This is a genomic window from Streptomyces sp. NPDC056835 (genome assembly GCF_042789485.1).
Lineage (GTDB): Bacteria > Actinomycetota > Actinomycetes > Streptomycetales > Streptomycetaceae > Streptomyces.
This window is the reverse complement of the sequence record NZ_JBHUBB010000025.1, coordinates 100855-118941: the sequence shown is the minus strand read 5'-3', so window position 1 is coordinate 118941 and position 18087 is coordinate 100855. Positions and strand designations below refer to the sequence as shown.

The 18087-nt window shown below is 69.9% G+C and carries 15 protein-coding genes; 5 read left to right on the top strand and 10 right to left on the bottom strand.

The features are described 5' to 3' along the window. Positions 1-9: 9 nt before the first annotated feature. Positions 10-1053, bottom strand: coding sequence for an iron-siderophore ABC transporter substrate-binding protein (locus ACFRMN_RS26670; RefSeq protein WP_383023593.1), 1044 nt, complete (start codon positions 1051-1053; stop codon positions 10-12). A gap of 149 nt (positions 1054-1202) precedes the next feature. Next, entirely contained in the window at positions 1203-2555 is a 1353-nt protein-coding gene (locus ACFRMN_RS26665; RefSeq protein ID WP_383023591.1) for a lysine N(6)-hydroxylase/L-ornithine N(5)-oxygenase family protein, read from the bottom strand. A gap of 250 nt (positions 2556-2805) precedes the next feature. Here ACFRMN_RS26665 and ACFRMN_RS26660 point away from each other — a divergent pair, with 250 nt between their 5' ends. Then, a complete protein-coding gene (locus ACFRMN_RS26660; RefSeq protein ID WP_383023587.1) occupies positions 2806-3753 on the top strand; it encodes a methionyl-tRNA formyltransferase in 948 nt (315 codons plus the stop codon). A 28-nt stretch (positions 3754-3781) separates the two neighbouring features. Here the strand turns inward: ACFRMN_RS26660 and ACFRMN_RS26655 are convergent, their stop codons facing one another. Then, on the bottom strand, positions 3782-4645 hold the full coding sequence (locus ACFRMN_RS26655) for a winged helix-turn-helix transcriptional regulator (protein ID WP_383023584.1): 864 nt from the start codon (positions 4643-4645) through the stop codon (positions 3782-3784). 91 nt (positions 4646-4736) lie between these two features. Between ACFRMN_RS26655 and eno the strand changes: the two genes are divergently transcribed. After that, positions 4737-6029 carry a phosphopyruvate hydratase gene (gene eno, locus ACFRMN_RS26650; protein WP_383023581.1) on the top strand — a complete coding sequence of 431 codons (1293 nt, stop codon included), beginning with the start codon at positions 4737-4739 and terminating at the stop codon, positions 6027-6029. Here eno and ACFRMN_RS26645 read toward each other — a convergent pair. From ACFRMN_RS26645 to ACFRMN_RS26630, 4 genes are read right to left on the bottom strand one after another with little or no spacing between them, the layout of a single operon-like run. After that, the gene (locus tag ACFRMN_RS26645) at positions 6026-7096 is read right to left on the bottom strand and encodes a serine hydrolase domain-containing protein (protein ID WP_383023579.1); all 1071 of its coding nucleotides are present in this window, start codon (positions 7094-7096) and stop codon (positions 6026-6028) included. The two genes, eno and ACFRMN_RS26645, sit on opposite strands and share 4 nt — an antisense overlap. Then, positions 7080-8018 (bottom strand): DUF6895 family protein, encoded by a 939-nt coding sequence (locus tag ACFRMN_RS26640; RefSeq protein WP_383023576.1) that lies wholly within the window; start codon positions 8016-8018, stop codon positions 7080-7082. Before ACFRMN_RS26640 ends, ACFRMN_RS26645 begins: the two co-directional genes overlap by 17 nt. Continuing rightward, complete coding sequence (locus ACFRMN_RS26635) at positions 8015-8839, bottom strand: hypothetical protein (protein WP_383023573.1); 825 nt, start codon at positions 8837-8839, stop codon at positions 8015-8017. Before ACFRMN_RS26635 ends, ACFRMN_RS26640 begins: the two co-directional genes overlap by 4 nt. Before the next feature lie 55 nt (positions 8840-8894). Then, positions 8895-9089: a hypothetical protein gene (locus ACFRMN_RS26630; protein ID WP_383023571.1), complete on the bottom strand. Its 195-nt coding sequence runs from the start codon at positions 9087-9089 to the stop codon at positions 8895-8897. A gap of 437 nt (positions 9090-9526) precedes the next feature. Between ACFRMN_RS26630 and ACFRMN_RS26625 the strand changes: the two genes are divergently transcribed. Together ACFRMN_RS26625 and ACFRMN_RS26620 are read left to right on the top strand one after the other, a co-directional pair. After that, the gene (locus tag ACFRMN_RS26625; protein WP_383023568.1) at positions 9527-11449 is read left to right on the top strand and encodes a glycoside hydrolase family 97 catalytic domain-containing protein; all 1923 of its coding nucleotides are present in this window, start codon (positions 9527-9529) and stop codon (positions 11447-11449) included. A 298-nt stretch (positions 11450-11747) separates the two neighbouring features. After that, a complete protein-coding gene (locus ACFRMN_RS26620) occupies positions 11748-13958 on the top strand; it encodes a glycoside hydrolase family 95-like protein (protein ID WP_383023565.1) in 2211 nt (736 codons plus the stop codon). A 91-nt stretch (positions 13959-14049) separates the two neighbouring features. On the opposite strand, the gene ACFRMN_RS26615 is transcribed toward ACFRMN_RS26620, so the two are convergent. From ACFRMN_RS26615 to ACFRMN_RS26605, 3 genes are all read right to left on the bottom strand, one after another. Beyond that, on the bottom strand, positions 14050-15345 hold the full coding sequence (locus tag ACFRMN_RS26615) for a PP2C family protein-serine/threonine phosphatase (RefSeq protein WP_383023562.1): 1296 nt from the start codon (positions 15343-15345) through the stop codon (positions 14050-14052). Between the two features lie 17 nt (positions 15346-15362). Further along, positions 15363-15683 carry a hypothetical protein gene (locus ACFRMN_RS26610; protein ID WP_383023559.1) on the bottom strand — a complete coding sequence of 107 codons (321 nt, stop codon included), beginning with the start codon at positions 15681-15683 and terminating at the stop codon, positions 15363-15365. Positions 15684-15867: 184 nt separating this feature from the next. Then, entirely contained in the window at positions 15868-17319 is a 1452-nt protein-coding gene (locus ACFRMN_RS26605) for an amidase (RefSeq protein ID WP_383023623.1), read from the bottom strand. 127 nt (positions 17320-17446) lie between these two features. On the opposite strand from ACFRMN_RS26605, the gene ACFRMN_RS26600 reads away from it, so the two are divergent. Further along, positions 17447-18073 carry a TetR/AcrR family transcriptional regulator gene (locus ACFRMN_RS26600; protein WP_383023556.1) on the top strand — a complete coding sequence of 209 codons (627 nt, stop codon included), beginning with the start codon at positions 17447-17449 and terminating at the stop codon, positions 18071-18073. The last annotated feature ends 14 nt before the right edge of the window (positions 18074-18087 follow it).

The following is an 18087-nucleotide window of genomic DNA, read 5'->3' as shown; positions in this document are numbered from 1 at the left end:
GACCGGCGCTTACTTGATGGCCGCGATCAGCGGCTCGACCTCGTCGATGGCGTACGGGATCGAGAGGACGGTGTTGAAGGAGAAGGCCGCGCCGATGTCCGGGTTCTGGTAGGGCACGAACAGGTCGCGCTTCTCCTGGTGGACCTTCAGCTTCCGGTACAGCGGCTCGGCCTTGATGCGGTCGTTGGCCTCGGTGCTGGAGGTGACCCAGACGAGACGGTCGACGTCGAGCACGTTCAGCTTCTCGGCGCTCAGTTCGGCGACGTTCCAGCCCGGCTTCGCCAGAGTGTCGATCTCGGGCTTCAGCTTGAAACCGAGCTCGGAGAAGAAGATCGCCTTCGGGTCGGTCTTCGTGAACCCCGAGTACTTGCCGGCCTCGAAGCTGTCGGCGACGGCGAGGGTCTTGTCGGCGAACTCCGGGTGCTTGTCGCGCACGGCCTTGAAGCGCGCGTCGATGCCGGCGATCAGCTTCTCGCTCTCCGCTTCCTTGCCGAGGGACTTGCCGATCTGCCGGGTCATCACCTGCCAGGACGCCCCGTAGTCGGGCAGGCCCTTGGGCTGGGCCACGACCTTGGTGAACTTCGAGAGCGTGTCGTACTGCTCCTTCTTCATCCCCGAGTACTGCGCGACGACCAGGTCCGGCTTCAGCGCCACGATCTTCTCGATGTTGTACTCGTCACGCTCACCGACGATCTCCGGCTTCGTGGACCCCCACTTGTCCTTCGTCCAGGGCCACTTGCCGTACGGCTGCTCCTTGAACCAGTCCACCGCTCCGACCGGCTTGACACCGAGCGCCAGAACCGCGTCCTGGTCCGACAGGCCCAGGGTGACCACCCTCTTCGGCTCGGCCTCGATGGTCGTACTGCCGTACTTGTGCTCCACCGTCACCGGGAAGGCGGCCGACGTGCTGCTCGCCTCACCCGAGGGCTTGGACCCGGCGTTGTCGGTACCGCCCCCACAGGCGGACAGAGCGAGTGCGGCGACCGTGGCGACGGCCACACGGGGGAGATGTCTGACGAAACGCGTCAGAACGGGGGGCGTACCAGTGGACACGGATGTTCCTTTCGCGGGGATTGCTCGGTGCGTGCCACGCCCGTCGCGTACGACGGCGCCACAGGGCGGGGCGTGGCGGTGGGGAAGCTTGGCCGGGGAGGGTTCTTGACGAGGGCTCTCAGCGAGGGCTCTTGGGGACGAAGGAGTCCTCAGCGGACGGAGCCGATGCCGTCGGCGACCGGCCGGGACTCGCCCCGGGCGCGCTCCGGACCGCGGTCGAGGATGGAGTCCCGGATCTCGCCGACCCTGATCGCGGTGTTGGACAGCAGGGACGACGTGATGCCGTGCGTGTGCTCGGTGCCGCCCTGGAGGTAGATACCGCAACGCAGTTCAGGGTCCGTCGTGATGCGGTAGTCCCGCTCGACGCGGACACGGCCCTGGTCGTCGCGGTGGCAGCTCTTCGCTACCTCGCCGAGGAGACCGAGGGGGTCTGCCTGGCTGTAGCCGGTGGCGAGGACCACGACGTCGGCGTCGAGCACCGCCTCCTCGCCGGTCACCAGGGACGTGACGGTGGCGCGGACCTGGTCCTGGACCTCCTCGACGGCGGTCAGCCGGGAGATGTTGAGGAACCGCAGTCGCTCGGTGCCCAGGACCTTCTCCTGGTACGACTGTCGGTACAGGTCGTCGATCAGGTCGATGTCCACGACGGAGTAGTTGGTGTTCCCGTGGTAGTCCATCAGCCTGCGCTTGATGTCGTCGGGGGCCGTGAAGTACTCGTCGACCGCCTCGGGATCGAAGATGCGGTTGGCGAAGCTGCTGTCGTCGGCGGGGCTGTAGCCGTAACGGGAGAAGACGGCGCAGACCTCGGCGCTCGGGAAACGACGGTGCAGGTACGCCACGTTCTCGGCGGCACTCTGGCCGGCGCCGACCACGATGAAGCGAGCGGGGTCGGCGCCCTCCAGGCTGTCCACCTTCGCGAGGAGGTCGGAATTGTGCCAGACACGGTCGGACCGCTCGACGCCCTCCGGCATGAGGGGGCGCAGGCCCGTGCCGATGACGAGGTTGCGGGCGCGGTGGACCACCGTCTCCGCCCCTGAGCGGGCCGTCACGTCGAGGTATTCCACCACTCCGTCGCGTACGACGGGGGCGACGGCGATGACCTCGTGGCCGTAGGAGACCATGTCGTCGACCTTCGCCGCGGCCCACTCGAAGTAGTCGTGGAACTCGACGCGAAGCGGGAAGAGGTTCTTGTGGTTGACGAAGTCGATCAGCCGGCCCTTGCTCTGCAGGTACCGCAGGAATGTGTACTCGCTGGACGGGTTGCGCAGCGTCACCAGGTCCTTGAGGAAAGACACCTGCATCGTCGCGTCGTCGATCAGCATGCCGCGGTGCCAGCCGAAGTTCGGCTGGGACTCGAAGAAGTGGGCAGTGACCGCCTCCTGCCTCCCGACACTCGCGTTGTGCTCGCTGAGCGCGATCGCCATGGCCACATTGGACGGCCCGAAGCCGATTCCTATGAGGTCATGGATCAAAGGTGTGTCGCCAGGAAGAACCTGTGACATGTCACTCCCATCGTGCGGGACAGCCGCCTGTCAGGCGTGGGTGAAAGGAAACGAGACGCCGAGCCCGCCGTGCACGCCGGCCAGTCGAACTTAGGTAAAGCTAACCTGACCTGGGTCGGCCTGTCGACAGGACGAATCGGGCGGACGGCAGACCTCGTCGCTCAACGGACCTGAGCCCGAAGCCCGTTGCATCCTTAGGTAAGCCTTGCTTTACTTGCTGCGATCATTCGCTTTTCTGAGGAGGAACCCCATGCGGGTCGTCATGTTCGGTTACCAGACCTGGGGGCACCGCACCCTGCGAGCACTCCTGGACTCCGAGCACGACGTGGTGATGGTCGTGACGCACCCCAAGAGCGAGCACGCCTACGAGAAGATCTGGAGCGACTCGGTCGCCGACCTGGCGGAGGAACACGGCGTCCCCGTCATCATCCGCAGCAGGCCGGACGACGAGGAGCTGCTTCAGCGGCTCAAGGAGGCCGACCCGGACATCATCGTGGCCAACAACTGGCGTACGTGGATCCCGCCGAGGATCTATGGCCTTCCCCGGTTCGGCACGCTGAACATCCACGACTCGCTGCTGCCGAAGTACGCCGGCTTCTCACCGCTGATCTGGGCCCTCATCAACGGAGAGCGGGAAGTCGGCGTCACGGCCCACATGATGGATGAAGTGCTCGACGCGGGCGACATCGTGGACCAGCGCGCGGTGACGGTGGGGCCCACGGACACCGCCACCGACCTGTTCCACAAGACCGTCGACCTCATCGCCCCCGTCACGGTCGGCGCCCTGGACCTGATCGCCTCCGGGCAGACCGAGTTCACCAAGCAGGACCGCTCCCAGGCCAGCTTCTTCCACAAGCGGTCCGAGGCGGACATCCGGATCAACTGGGACTGGCCCGCCGACGCCCTGGAGCGCCTGGTCCGCGCCCAGTCCGCGCCGTATCCGAGCGCCTTCACCTTCCACAGGGGCAAGCGTCTGGAGGTCCTGACCGCGGTCGTTTCGGAGGGTCGCTACGGGGGCACACCCGGCCGCGTCTTCTACCGCGAAGGCGACGGCGTGGTGATAGTCGCCGGCGCGGACGCCCGCACCGGCCGCAACCACGGCCTGGCCATCACCCGCGTACGGACGGAGGACGGCCAGGAACTGCCCGCGGCCGAGTACTTCACCTCCATGGGCGGCTACCTCACCAACCGTCCCTGACGACGGGCCCGTTCGGCCGGATACGCGGTCACGCTGTCCGGGCGCACGCCACGGCCAGGCTCAGGCTCTGTTCGACCGCCCGGGGGATGTCGAGGACCGGGAACAGCACATGGCGTACGGTCCGCTCCGCGTCGATGACGAGGATCAGCCGTTTGTGCCGCAGCCGGCCCACGCCGTGGAACATGGGCAGCCGCAGGGCCGCGGCCAGGTGGTGCCGCGCGTCGGAGAGCAACGGGTACGGGACCGACTCGGCGCGGGCGAACTCGGCCTGTTCCCGGGGCAGCTGCGTACTCGTGCCGCGCAGCTCCACGCCTGCCCGTCGGCACTGGAGCCAGGCGTCGCCGAACAGACGATTCTCCAGCGCGCAGCCGTCGGCACCCGGGATCGGCTCCTCCCACTCGACGCCTGTGCCGGGGTAGGCGAACAGCACGGTCACTCCCTCCGGGCTCACCACATCACGGTCGGCGCCGTCCGTGGCCGGCAGGACAAGCCCGTCGGGCACCCGGGTGCCCGACAGCGCGTGCGCGCGAGCGTGCTCCGCGCCGCCCTCAACCGCCGTGGCGGCAGGGGAGCCGTCGCCCAGCACCCAGCGGTCGCCCCAGTCCTGCATGGCCACCAGCACCGGCAGCAGCGCGCGCCCGGCGTCCGTCAGCAGATACTCGTAGCGGACCGGACGTCGCTGGTAGAGGCCGCGGCGCAGCACTCCCAGGGCGACGAGCCGGCCGAGCCGTTCGGTGAGGACCTTGCGGGAGAGCCCGATCTCGGTGGCCAGCGCGTCGAAGCGGACGTGGCCGCGCACGATCTCCCGCAGGACCAGGACGTTCCACCAGTCCCCCAGGACGACGGCCGCCTGGGCGATACCGCAGGTCTCGTCAGCGTTGTGCATTCTCATCCGCCCATAGTAAGTTCCCTTTCGAGACTCACTTTGTTTCTCGACGGAACTTAAATCCGTCGTCGTACAGCCGAACGTGAGGAGCAGCAAGGTGACCGCTATCAGCCGAGTCGTCGGCCGAGAGATCCTCGACAGCCGGGGCAACCCCACCGTCGAGGTCGACGTCGAACTGTCGGACGGATCGCTCGGCCGTGCGGCCGTACCATCCGGGGCCTCCACCGGCGCCCGCGAGGCGGTGGAGCTGCGCGACGGTGATCCCGCCCGCTTCCACGGCAAGGGAGTGCGGCGCGCTGTCGACGCCGTCAACGACACCATCACGGATGCCGTCGTCGGGCTCCACGCCGAGGACCAGGCAACGGTCGACGCAACGCTCATCGAGGTGGACGGCACGCCGGATAAATCAGTGCTCGGCGCGAACGCGGTCCTCGGTGTCTCCCTGGCCACCGCGAAGGCCGCCGCGGCCGCCCACCGCCTGCCGCTGTACCGCTACGTGGGCGGGGTCGACGCCCGCCTGCTGCCGGTGCCGATGATGAACATCGTCAACGGCGGCGCCCACGCCGACAATCCGCTCGACTTCCAGGAGTTCATGATCGCTCCGATCGGCGCGGCCACCTTCGCCGAGGCCGTCCGGATGGGCTCGGAGGTCTTCCACACCCTGCGCCGTGACCTCCTCGCCGCCGGCCACAGCGTGAACGTGGGCGACGAGGGTGGCTTCGCCCCCGACCTGCGCACCGCCGACGAGGCTCTGGACTTCGTCGTACGAGCTGTCGAACGCACCGGTTACAAGCCCGGCACTGACATCACCGTCGTCATGGACCCGGCCTCTTCGGAGTTCTACCGCGACGGCGTCTACGACTACACGGGGGAAGGCGTACGCCGCGGCCCCGCCGAGCACGCCGACTATCTCGCCGCACTGGTCGACCGCCACCCCATCGCCTCCATCGAGGACCCGATGGCCGAGGACGATCAGGACGGCTGGCGGCTGCTCACGACCCGGCTCGGCGACCGCTGCCAGCTCACCGGCGACGACGTCTTCTGCACCAACGAAGCCCTGCTGCGGGCGGGGATCCGCGACGGCATCGCCAACTCGATTCTGGTGAAGGTCAACCAGATCGGCACCCTGACGGAGACCCTGGCCACCGTCGCCACCGCCCACCGCGCCGGCTACACCGTCGTCATGTCCCACCGCTCGGGCGAGACCGAGGACACCACTATCGCCGACCTCGCCGTTGCCACCGGCTGCGGCCAGATCAAGACGGGTTCGCTCTCCCGCGCCGACCGCACCGCCAAGTACAACCAGCTCGTGCGCATCGAGGAGGAACTGGGCGCCCGGGCCCGCTACGCGGGACGGGAGGCACTGGGACTGGGCCGTCGGGACAACTAGAACCTCTCCGGTCGATCTTCGCGGGCGAGGTCCCGGAGCAGCTGGTACGCGGCCTGGACTAATCGGCTGTGCAGGCCGGGCGCGGTGTTCGTCAGGGCTACGACGGCGACCGCCGGGTCCTGGCTGAAGCCGATGAAGGCGGTGAAGCCGCGGGTGGCGCCGGAGTGGAAGTACAGAGCGGGGGCGCGGCCGGGCCGCGCGCGCCTGGTCCAGGCGAGACACAGTTCCGGGCCGCCGGGGGCGCGGCGGCGGGGGCGGGTCACCTCGTGCAGGGCGAGATTCAGCGGGTCCCCGGGCGGTGCGGCGGTGTGCGGGGCGATGAGGCCGCGCAGGTAGCGCAGCAGGTCCCGGGCGCTGGAGCGAAGGGCGCCGGCGGCGGGCATCGCGGGGATGAGGAAGGGCGGCCGCGGGCGGCCGTGCCAGTGGCCGGTGGCCTGGGGTTCGGCGGGGTCGGCGGTGGTGTCGGTCAGGGCCAGCGGCTCCAGTACATGTGCGTGAAGCAGCGCGCCGTAGCTGGTGGCGGCCCGCTCGGTGAGCAGGCCGCCGAGCAGGCCGACGCCGAAGTTGGAGTAGCGCACCCGTGTGCCGGGGGTGTGCCGCAGTCGGCTGGCGGCCAGGGAGTCCAGCAGCGCGTCCGGCGGGAAGGCCCGGTACGGGTTCGTGGTCCACGAGGGCAGTGCGGTCCACAGCAGACCCGGGGGGAGCCGTGGCAGGCCGGAGGTGTGGGTCGCCAGGTGCTCCAGGGTGATGTCCGCGGCTACGGCGCTCCGTGGCAGCGACCGGATCGGGATCCGGTCGCCGAGTCGTTCGTCGAGACGTACCGAACCCCGCACCGCCAGGTCGGCGAGCAGCAGCGAGGTGAACGTCTTGGTGACCGAACCGAGTTCGAAGCGGGTCCGGTCGGTGACGGGGACCGTTCCGGTGCGGTCGGTGAACCCCCGGCAGAGCGTGGCGGATTCGCCCGCCGCGTACGCCGCGACCACCAGGCCCGCCCGGTCGCCCGTGGCGTTCGCGACCGGTTCCAGTCGCCCGGGCGGCAGCCGGGCGGAGTCAGGCGCGGGCGGCATCGCCGTAGCGGGACGACGCCAGGGTCCCTGCGACGGTCACCACGACCGCCGTGTGGCGGTGATCCCGGAACGCGTTGTCGGGGTCCTCGTCCACCGGCTGACCGTCGCGGGGCAGCAGACCGTCCGAACGCTGGGCCTCGGCAAGCCGCTCCCAGACTCCCGGCACACATCCCGGCCGAGGGAGGCAGCCGTCGACGATGAGCAGTTCGGCGACGAGGTCCCACTCCTGGATCTCCAGCCAGATATCCATCCAGACCGGCAGCCAAGCGGTCAGGTAGTCGCCCACGCGGGGCGGCAGACCGTCCGGTCGTGCTCCCCAGTCGGTGGCGTGGAAGACGGTGTGGGTCATGGAGTAGGCCGTCATCCAGTCGATCATCCACGGCTCGGGGGTGTGCCCCAGCCATGTGGCGTCGAGCAGCGCCCGCCAGTCGGCACGGCGACCCACCCCGGAGATCCTGGCCGCGTTCGCCACCGCCAGCCGGCGGTTGGGCAGCATCTCCGCGCCCCGCTGTGACATGAGGCCGCCGAGGTGCGCGATCAGCGTCTCCAGGCGCTCGTGCCGATGGCCGCCGCGCGCGAAGTGGGTATACAGCTCCATCGGATCCGTCACCATCGGATACCGCAGTTGCCGCTCGTAGAGCAGGTCGCCGGAGCCCAATTGCTTCCACGCGAAGTCGAGGAGATCCCGGGCCGCCTGCCGGCCGCCCGACGAGGCCATGCCTTCGCGCAGCACCAGGGAGGCGGCCAGCGCCGATTCGCCGAGGGGTTTGTAGACGCTGTCGGGATCGGCGAGTTCGGCCGTGGTGTCCGGCGGTACCCCGGCGCGGTCGAGGTTGTGGTGCAGCCATCCCAGCGCGCGAGCGGCCATCAGGTGCGCGACCTGCCGGGCGGGCACCGGCGCTCCGTTCGACGTCGTACTCATGTGCCGTGCTCCTTCCGCTGCTGGTGCTCGGCGATGAGCAGCCGTGCGATCGCCGTGTTCACGACGGTCCTGACACCGGTCGCTCCGCACAGCTCCAGGTGTGTCACTACGGCGGCGATGTCCATGCCCGGCACGGCGACCTCGCCCGGGGCCAGCGCGATCCAGCGGGCGAGCCGCGCGGCCGTGGGGTAGTCGCGGCGCAGCATCGAGCGGGTGAGCCCCCGGCTCAGATCGAGCGTCCGGTCGGCGGCCCGCTCGGACACCGGCCCCGCCAGGTCGGGCAGCGCGAGCGGTGACAGCCGCGCCATCCACTGCGCCCAGGCACGCCAGTCACCTTCGGTCTCCACCACCGACAGGTCACGCACCGACAGGTCACGTACCGACAGGTCACTCGCGGCCGTGACACCGTCCGCGGCCTCCACCGGGCCGGATCCGGCCACCGGGCCCGGCCGGGCCGCGCCCCTGTCCGGCACGGCGGCGCTCGTCCCCTCGCACCGGGCGAGCAACGTGGCCGTCGCCCGGCCGAGAAGGACGGCCTCGGGCGGATCATCAGGGGACAGCGGGAAGACACGCAGCGCCTCGGCCACCACCTCCCGGTCCGCCGGCCCGAAGGGTATTCCGGTGAGCAGTGCGGGTGCGAAGACATCGGGTCCCAGCACCCGCACCGCCGCCAACGCCGCGTGCGTGTCCGCCGCTCGCGCGACATGAACAGCCAGGCCCTGCACGTGCTTCACGTTCCGCAGGGCATCCAGAATCTGTCCGGCCAGACTGTCCACGGCCGCCGCATAGTCAGCCGACGGCGCGAAGCCCGCGTGCGACATCGGCAACCCACCTTTCTCTGTGAACCATCGGAGAAGCTTCCGTCACCTACGGCGTCTACTTCTCGCGAGGCTCCGTCGGCTCCTTGGGCGACAGCAGAAGCAGGGCCAGCAGGAGCGCGGCGGCCTCCGGCGCGAACACGGGCGCGCCACTGACCGATGCCTCCGGTTCGGCGATCAGTGAGTTCACCGCGGCACGCTCCGCCGATCCGGCGAGCACCGCGCGGGTGCGAGTGATGGTCTGCACAGACATCTTTCCTCCAACCTGACAGCCGCCCAATCCTGGACGGCCCCAGCCACGTCGCGCGGCGACTACCGCCAACGAACGGGCCGCCACGCACAACGTGCGCCCGTTACAAGTCAGTTGCCCAGGTACCTTCGCCTTCACGACAGACCACACCTTTTTCACTCCTTCCAGCGAGCGTGCGGGGCGGCGGAGTTGGGGTGGTGATGTGCTTGCGCGGCCATGGGCAACACCGTGGGCCGGACCCGCGCGCAGCACGGAAGGCACCGTGATCAGCCCGCGGCGTCGGCGCCGCGCATGCCCCGGGATCAAGGCGGGTCCATGTGACAGGTGATCAAGCGGAATCACCCAGCCACCCGATGAATTGCGCGTCAGATTCATTGACAGGCCCTTGAATCTCCGCCACGCTCCGATTCATCCGATGACTGGAGAAGGAGTGGATCCGCATGGCGGTCCATGTCCGTATCCGCACCACTGTGTTGACGCTGTGTCTCGCGCTCGTGGCAGTGCTGGTCGCCGCGCTGCCGGCCGGCGCCGGGCCCTCCGGCTGGCGGGTCTCCGCCCCGTCCGCGCATGCCGGGCACGGTCCCGGCGCCGTACTGAGACTCGATCCCTCCAGCGGCAGCCCGTCGCTGGAGGTGACCCACGACGGGCAGACCGTCATCGAGCCCTCTCCCCTCGGGATCGTCACGGAAAGAGCCGACCTCTCCACCGGGCTGCGCCTTCTCGGGCGCGGCGACCGTAAGGTCTCCGAGTCGTACCGCACCACCGTCGGCAAGAACCGCACCCGCCATGTCCGGATGACTGAGGCGCGCTTCCGCTTCGGCACCGCGGACGGCGCCAGGCTCGATCTGCTCGTGCGGGTCTCCGGCGACGGGGTGGCCTACCGCTATGTCCTGCCCGCCGACACCGGCGATGTGGTCGGTGAGACCTCCGCGTTCACCCTGCCCGCCGGATCGGCGGCCTGGCTCGGCAAGTACCGGAAGGACAACGAGAATCTGTTCGCCCGGTACGACGCGGCCGGCGCCCCCGCCGGCGAGTACATGATGCAGGCGCTGTTCAAGGCCGGTGACAGCTACGCGCTGGTCGCGGAGTCCGATCTCACCGGGACCTACTCGGGCGCGCGCCTGGTGCACGACGCGGGGTCGGCCACCTACCGTGTCAAACTCTGGGACGGGCGGGTGCGGGTCGACGGGGCGCTCACCACCCCCTGGCGTGCTGTGATCACCGGCGATCCGGCGACCGTCACCGAGTCCACGTTCGTCGACGACCTCGCCCCCGCCTCGAAGGTTCGTGACACCTCCTGGATCAAGCCGGCACCCGCGCTGTGGACCTGGCTCGCGGGAGGCCGGCCGGCCGGGCAGAGCCTGGAGAAGCAGAAGGCGTACGTGGACTACGCGGCTCAGCGCGGCTGGCCGTACACCGTGGTCGACGCGGGCTGGTACTTCGACCCGGACGAGTGGGACGTCACCGATCCGGACTGGCAGACGAACAGCTGGATGCCCGAGCTCGTGCGGTACGGCCGTGAGCACGGCGTCGGCATCCAGGTCTGGATCCACCACCGTGACCTCGACACTCCCGAGGAGCGGGAGCGGTGGCTGCCGACGCTGCAGGAGTGGGGCGTCAAGGGCGTGAAGATCGACTTCATGGACTCCGAGGCGCAGGAGACCTTCCGCTGGTACGACGCGATCCTGGCCGGGACCGCGGAGCACCGCCTCCTCGTCAACTTCCACGGCTCGACGATCCCCAAGGGAATTCACCGCACATGGCCGCAGGTCATGACGATGGAGGGCGTCAACGGCGAGGAGAAGAAGACCAATACCCCGGAGCACCTGGCGACGCTCCCCTTCACCCGCAATGTCATCGGTGGGATGGACTACACGCCGGGCGCGTTCCACCGCGCGGAACGTCCCAACGCGGCTTCGGACGCGGGCGAGTTGGGGCTCTCCGTGCTCTACGAGTCCGGCATTCAGAACCTCGCGGGCACGCCCGAGTCGTATGACGAACGACCCGAGGCCCGGCGTTTCCTGGAGCAGATCCCGGCGGCCTGGGACGAGACGAGACTGCTGGCGGGTGACCCGGGCGAGAGCGCGGTGCTGGCCCGGCGCGACGGCGAACGCTGGTTCATCGGCGGCACCTTCGCCGGTGCGGCCCGCACCGCCGAGGTCCCGCTGCGCTTCGGTCATGGCAAGTGGCTGGTGGAGACGGTCACCGACGGTCCCGGTGGCCTGGTGCGCGAGGGCAGGACGCTGCGCGGTGAAGCGAAGCTTTCCGTGCCGGTGGTCGCGAACGGCGGCTTCGCGGCGGTGGCGTGCCACTGGTATCAGGGCCGTACCAGCTGCGATCGCCAAGGCGTGTTCCGGAAGTAGCGCGGTCCCCCGCGGCGCGTGCCGTCGCGAGCTGGAGGACCGGCGTCGGCGGCGTCCCGGACGCACTCGGGCCTTCACCGGACGCACTCGGGCCCTCAAGGGATAGCTCGGATCAATCTTGTCATCTTTGTATGAGTCGCTGGGAGGCATCATGGCCACCGCACCAGATCCGTCGAGAAGGGCCCTTATCGCTACCGGCACCGCGTTGGGCGGCGCGCTGGTCGTGGGAGGCGGCACGGCCGTGCCGGCCCGGGCCGCTTCCCCCGCCCGGGAATCCGGATCACCGCGGAACGCGCCGATGGAACCACAGGTATCCCCGGACACCTGGCGCGCCGTCCTCGACGACGCCGACCCGGTATGGCAGCGGATGCCGAAGACCTGGTACGAGGGCCCGTTCCTCGGCAACGGCTTCCTCGGCTCCGGCATCTACGCCGAACCGGGCGGGAACGCCGTCCGCTTCAATGTCCAGCACTCCGAAGTCCAGGATCACCGGCCGGAGTTCGGTTCGCTCTTCGGCCTCGCCCGGCTGCCGATCGGTTACTTCACGCTGGAACCCGTCGGCACCATCACCGGCCTCGACTGGCGGCTGCGGCTGCGCGACGCCGAGCTGACCGGCACCCTCACCACCACCGCGGGCTCCCTGACGCTGCGCGCTTTCGTACACTCCTCGACCGACCTGCTCGCCGTCGAGATCACGCCGAGCGAGGGAGAGCGCGGCTTTCGCTGGGTCTTCCACCCGGCCGTGGCGATCAGCCCGCGCGCCGCGTCCAAACCCATCCCCCCGGGATACGTGGCCAATCCACCGGCCACGATCGAGCGACACGGGGACATGACCGCCGCCGTACAGCCGCTGCTCGCGGGCGGCCGGCATGTCACCGCCTGGCAGGAAGTGGCCCGCCACGGCAGGCGCACCCTCTATGCGACGGTCGCGCACTCCCACCCGGCGAACACCGCCCGTGACCGTGCGCTGCGCTCCGTGCGGGCGGCTCGGGCCGTTCCGTACGACGTGCACGCGCTCCCCCACCGCGCGTGGTGGCAGCGCTACTACCAAAAGGGCTTCCTGTCGCTGCCCGACGCCCGGTTGCAGAGCTTCTACTGGCTCCAGCTCTACAAGGTCGCGGCGGCGGCCCGCAAGGACGCGCCGGTGATGGCGACCTCCGGGCCATGGCTGGAGCCGACGCCCTGGCCCAACACCTGGTGGAACCTCAACGTCCAGCTTGAGTACTGGCTGATCCACGGCTCCAACCATCTCGAACTCGACGCCGTCACACGCACGTTGAGCGAGTTCCGGGATCAGCTGGGTGCGGAGATCGCCGCTCCCTACCGCGGGGACTCGTACGGCATTCCGCGCACCACCGACCCCCGGCTCGTCAACGGCGGTGCCACGTCGGGAGATCTGGGCTACGGCGTCGGCATCCCCGGCCAGGACCCGCCCACCCCCGAGGTCGGCAACCTCACCTGGGCACTGCACAACGTCTGGCTCAGCTACCGGCACACCATGGACGAGGCCATCCTGCGCGATGTCCTCTTCCCGCTGCTGCGCAGGGCCGTCAACTACTATCTGCACTTCCTGTCCCCCGGCACCGACGGCAGGCTGCACCTCCCGGCGACCTTCTCCCCCGAGTACGGGGTCAACGCGCCCGACTGCAACTACGACCTGATGCTGCTGCGCTGGGGCTGCCGAACCCTCCTCGACTCAGCCGAACTGCTGGGCAGGCGGGACCCGTTGGCGGACCGCTGGCGCGAGGTGCTGGCCAGGCTCACGCCGTATCCGGTGGACGGCGACGGTTACATGATCGGGGCCGGGGTCCCGTTCGCCAAGTCACACCGCCACTACTCGCACATGCTCGCCGTCTATCCGCTGTACGAGGTCACGGGCCGGACGGCGGACGAGCGCGCGCTGATCGAGAGGTCGCTCGCCCACTGGGTCGGCTTCGAAGGAGCCCTCCAGGGTTACACCTTCACCGGTGCGGCCTCCATGTCGGCGCTCCTCGGCAAGGGCGACGACGCGCTCGGCTATCTCGGTCAACTGATGACACGCTTCATCCAGCCCAACACCATGTACAAGGAGTCGGGCCCGGTCATCGAGACCCCGCTGTCCGCCGCCCAGTCGCTGCACGACATGGTGTGCCAGTCCTGGGGCGGCACGATCAGGGTGTTCCCGGCTCTCCCCGCCGTCTGGCGCGATCTGGCCGTGCACGACTTCCGTACTCAGGGTGCTTTCCTGCTCAGCGCGGTACGGGAGAAGGGCGCGACCCGCTGGGTGCGGCTCACCAGCGAGGCGGGCGCCATGTGCGTCGTACGCCACGGCATCGTGGGAGCCGTCGAAGTCCGGGACAGCCGGGGACGGCCCATGAGGTACGAGCAGACCGGCGAGGGCGAGATCCGCGTCCCCCTCCGCAAGGGTGAGTCGGCGCTCATCACCGCGGCCGGTGACGACCCGGACCTCACCATCCGCCCCGTCGCCCCCAACGAACCGGCCCCCCGGTGGGGGCTGCCGGCCGCATGAGGCGAAGGCGGGCAAGATCGCCCGGGCCCAGAAGGACGGCCTCGTCCCGGCCATGCTGCCCGAGCGGGCGTAGGCCGTGCCGCCTCGGGGGTCACGCGGGCGGAGTACGCAGGGCGAGGACGGCGATGTCGTCGTGGCCATCGCTGGGGTGATGGTCGGCCAGGGCTTCCACGAAGTCCTGCAGGGGAAGGCCGGCGTGCTCGGTGGCGAGGGCGGCAAGCCGTTCCAGGCCGTCATCGAGGGGGTGGTCGTGATGTTCGACGAGCCCGTCGGTGAAGAAGATCACGGTTGCGTCCGCCGGTACCGGGTGCGCGTGGTCGTGGCGTGGCTTGGTGGTGTCTACGCCGAGGGGCAGGTCAGGCTCGGCATTGAGGTAGCGGGTCCGGCGGTCGGGGGTGAGCAGCAGTGGCGGGGGGTGGCCCGCGGTGCTCCAGCGCAGCCTCCAGCTTCCCGGCGCTTCGGGTTCGATGCGGGCGAGGCACGCGGTGGTGAGGGGGTTGTCGGTGATCGCCTGGAGGGATCGGTCGAGGTGGGTGAGGACGATACTGGGTGGTGTGCGCTGGTCGTAGAGCAGGGCACGCAGCATGTTGCGGATCTGGGCCATCGCGGCGGCGGCATGCAGGTCGTGGCCTGTGACGTCGCCGATGACGGCGGCGCAGGCCCGGTCGGGGACGAGCAGGGCGTCGTACCAGTCTCCGCCGAGGTGACGGGGGGTAATGGCGGGGCGGTAGGCCGCGGCGGCGGCGAAGGGCCGCACATCGGGCAGGCGCGGTAGCAGCAGACGTTGGAACTGCTCGGCGTCGAGGCGGGTTTGCTGGTAGAGGCGGGCGTCGTCAATGGCGAGGCCCGCGGCGTCGGCCAGCGCGACGATCATGTCTTCATCGTGGTGGTCGAAAGGCCGGCCGTCGCGTCGCTCGGCGACATACAGTTGTCCGTAGGTCTTGCCCCGGATGCTGACCCTGGCACCGAGCAGGGTGCGCATCGGCGGGTGGCCGGGCGGGAAGCCCGCCGACTCGGGGTGACCGGAGATGTCGTCGACGCGCAGCGGTTCGGGGTGCGCGGTCAGATGCCCCAGCAGGCCGCGGCCCCGGGGGAAATCCACCTTGGCCAGGTCGGCCCGCTCCTCCTCCGACAGGCCCGCCGGAATGAACTGTGCGAGATATTCGCCGCTCTGGTTGAGCACGCCCAGAGCGCCGTAGCGGGCACCGACCAGCTCCATCGCGGTATCAACGATCAGCCGCAGCACAACGGGCAGGTCCGATTCCCGGCCGAGTACCGCCTCGTACAGGTCGTGCAACCGGTCCTGGGCCCGGGCCAGCGACCTGAGCTGCTCCGCGATCCGCTCCAGTTCCGCGCCCAGGGGCAGACGCGGCAGATCCTGGGGCATTTCCCGCTTCCCCGCCATCACCGGCGCCTGGTCAGCTGGTGTTCGGTTTCGGGGCGGCCCTTCCGCACCCGGGCGGGGTTCTCCGGCTCGCTGATCCGGCGACGGCCGGTCCGGGCGGCGAAGTCCCCCGGGCCCAAGCGGTTGGAGGACTTCCGGTTCGAGAGGAACCCGAACGTCGCGCCCGAAGTGACGAACCGCTCCCGGAACGCGGGCTGCCGACGGTCGCGGCAGGCCTCGTCGATCGGCGCGTCCTCCGCATCGCCCGACGGCCGGATCCTGGCCGGCGACGCCGGCGGCGGTTGCCCGCCGGTGGTTTCGGCGGTCTTGGTGGGAGTCATGCGCTCGTGCCCTTCGTCGTCGCGTGGGTCGTCGCCGGCGGGCGATCACCCCACGGCCGTCGGAGATCCAGACCTCGTCTGCCCTCAGCTTCACCCGCACCGGCACGACATGCACGATGTGACTCTTCCTCTCGCCCAGTGCCTGGTCCTCTCCCGTGGCCTCCCGGCTCTCCCGGAGCGCTCCTCAGTGGCCCGCGTGGTTCCCCGCCCACACCGTGGGGGTCCGGCCCGACCACGGGCTTGCCTGTTCGAGTTGGCCGGCGAGGCGGAAGAGGCGGCCTTCGAGCCCGTAACCGGCGGCGAACTGCATACCGATCGGGAGCCCCGTCTCGGCGTCGGCCGTCACAGGCACGGACATGGCGGGCGTGCCCGCCACATTGAACGGCACGGTGAACGGCGAGCGGTCGAGGACGCGGCCGATCCAGCCAAGGCCGTCCAGCGCCTCCGCGCCCTCGGCATAGGTGCCCAAGGGCACGGGAAGCTCCGGCACGGTCGGGGTGAGCAGCATGTCGTGCGCGTCGAAGTACCGTGCCAGGCTTCGAGCGACCCGGTTCCGGATCGCGAGAGCGGTGACGAACTGGGCGCCACTGACCCGCTGCCCGTAGTGGTAGCCGGCGAGGGTCACCGGTTCGAGGGTTGAGGAGTCGATGGGCCGGTCGAAGGCGGCCGCGAGCCCGTCGACCGAGGCGGTGAGATTCGCCGTCCACAGACGGGCGTTGGCCAGGACGAACTCCTCCCAGTCGGCCCCGAGGTCGACCTCGGCGTCCTCCACCTGGTGGCCGAGGGATTCGAGCAGACGCACGGTACGGGAGAGAGCGTCGGCCACTGGTGCGGTGGTGCGGCGTCCGCCCCATGCCTGGGTGAGGACACCGATCCGCAGCGGGCCCGGGGGGCGGGTGACTTCCTCCGCGTACGGCCGGGACGGCTGCTGGGCGAAGTAGGGATCACCCGGTTCCGGGCCGCGGATCCGGTCGAGCAGTGCCGCACTGTCACGTACTGTGCGGCTGACGCCGCCCTGCACGGCCAGGCCGTTGAAGACCTCGTCGGCGTCGGGGCCCATGGAGACGCGGCCACGGGTGGGCTTCAACCCGAAGAGGCCGCTGTAGGCGGCGGGGACGCGCAGCGAGCCGGCGGCGTCGGTGCCGTGTGCGACCGGGACCACCCCGGCAGCGACAGCCGCGCCCGCGCCCCCGCTGGATCCGCCCGCGCTCCGCTCCAGGTTCCACGGGTTGCGGGTCGCGCCGTACAGCACTGGTTCCGTCGTGATGCCGTAGGCCATCTCCGGTGTCGCGGTTCGCCCGAACGTCACGAGGCCGGCGCGACGGAAGCGCAGCATCAGGGCGGAGTCGGCGCCGGCGACGTTGCCGGCCGCGAGACGGCTGCCCAGTTCCGCTCGCCTGCCGGCCATGGAGACTCCGATGTCCTTGATCAGGAAAGGGACCCCGGCCAGCGGTGTGCCGCCGGGGCTGGGCTCGTCGTCGGCCGGCCATGTCTCCACGATGGCGTTGATCCGCGGATTGACCGCCTGCGCGGCCTCGCGTGCGGCTGCTTCCAGTTCGGCGGGGGTCACCTCGCCCTTGGCCACCAGCTCCGCGAGCCCGACCGCGTCGAAGCTCACGTACTCGGTAACTCTCACTGTCACTCCCGGGGGAAGAACGATACCGTTGAGTACCCAACGATACCCAACGGTATCGAGTGGAACGGACTGGTACCGTAGCAGGGAGCGAGGGACCCCACAGCCGACCGGACGTCACGGAGCAGTCATGGCATCGACCGTCAGAAGGCCGAGCAGAGTGGCGAAACTGCCGCCTCGCGAGCGCATCCTCGACGCGGCGGAAGAGCTCTTCCAGAGCGAGGGGATCCGGCGGGTGGGCGTCCAGGCGATCGCCGAGAGGGCCGAGACCACCAAAATGGCGATCTACCGGCACTTCGAAACCAAGGACGCGCTGGTCGCGGAGTGGCTGCGGATCGTCGCCGCCGACTACCGGGCGGCCTTCGACCGGGTCGAGGCCGAATACCCCGGCCGGCCCAGGGAGCAGATCCTGGCCATGGCCCGCTTCATCGCCGAGGGATTGCCCGCGATTTCGCACCGGGGCTGCCCGTTCATCAACTCCATCGCCGAACTGCCCGACCGCTCCCATCCCGCACGGCAAGTGATCGAGCGGCACAAGGCCCACCAGACCCGCAGACTGGTCGGCATGTGCGCCGAGGCCGGGCTGCCCGATCCCGAGCAGGCCGCGGCCGAGATCACCTTCGTACTCGAAGGCGCGCAGGTCAGCACACAGAACGGAAGCATCGATCAGGCAGGCGACCGGCTGATGAGGTTCGTCGAGGGGATCATGGATCAGCGCCGCTCCCCCCGCGGCGCGTCCCGGGCGACCTCCGGCTGACCGCCCCTCAGGAA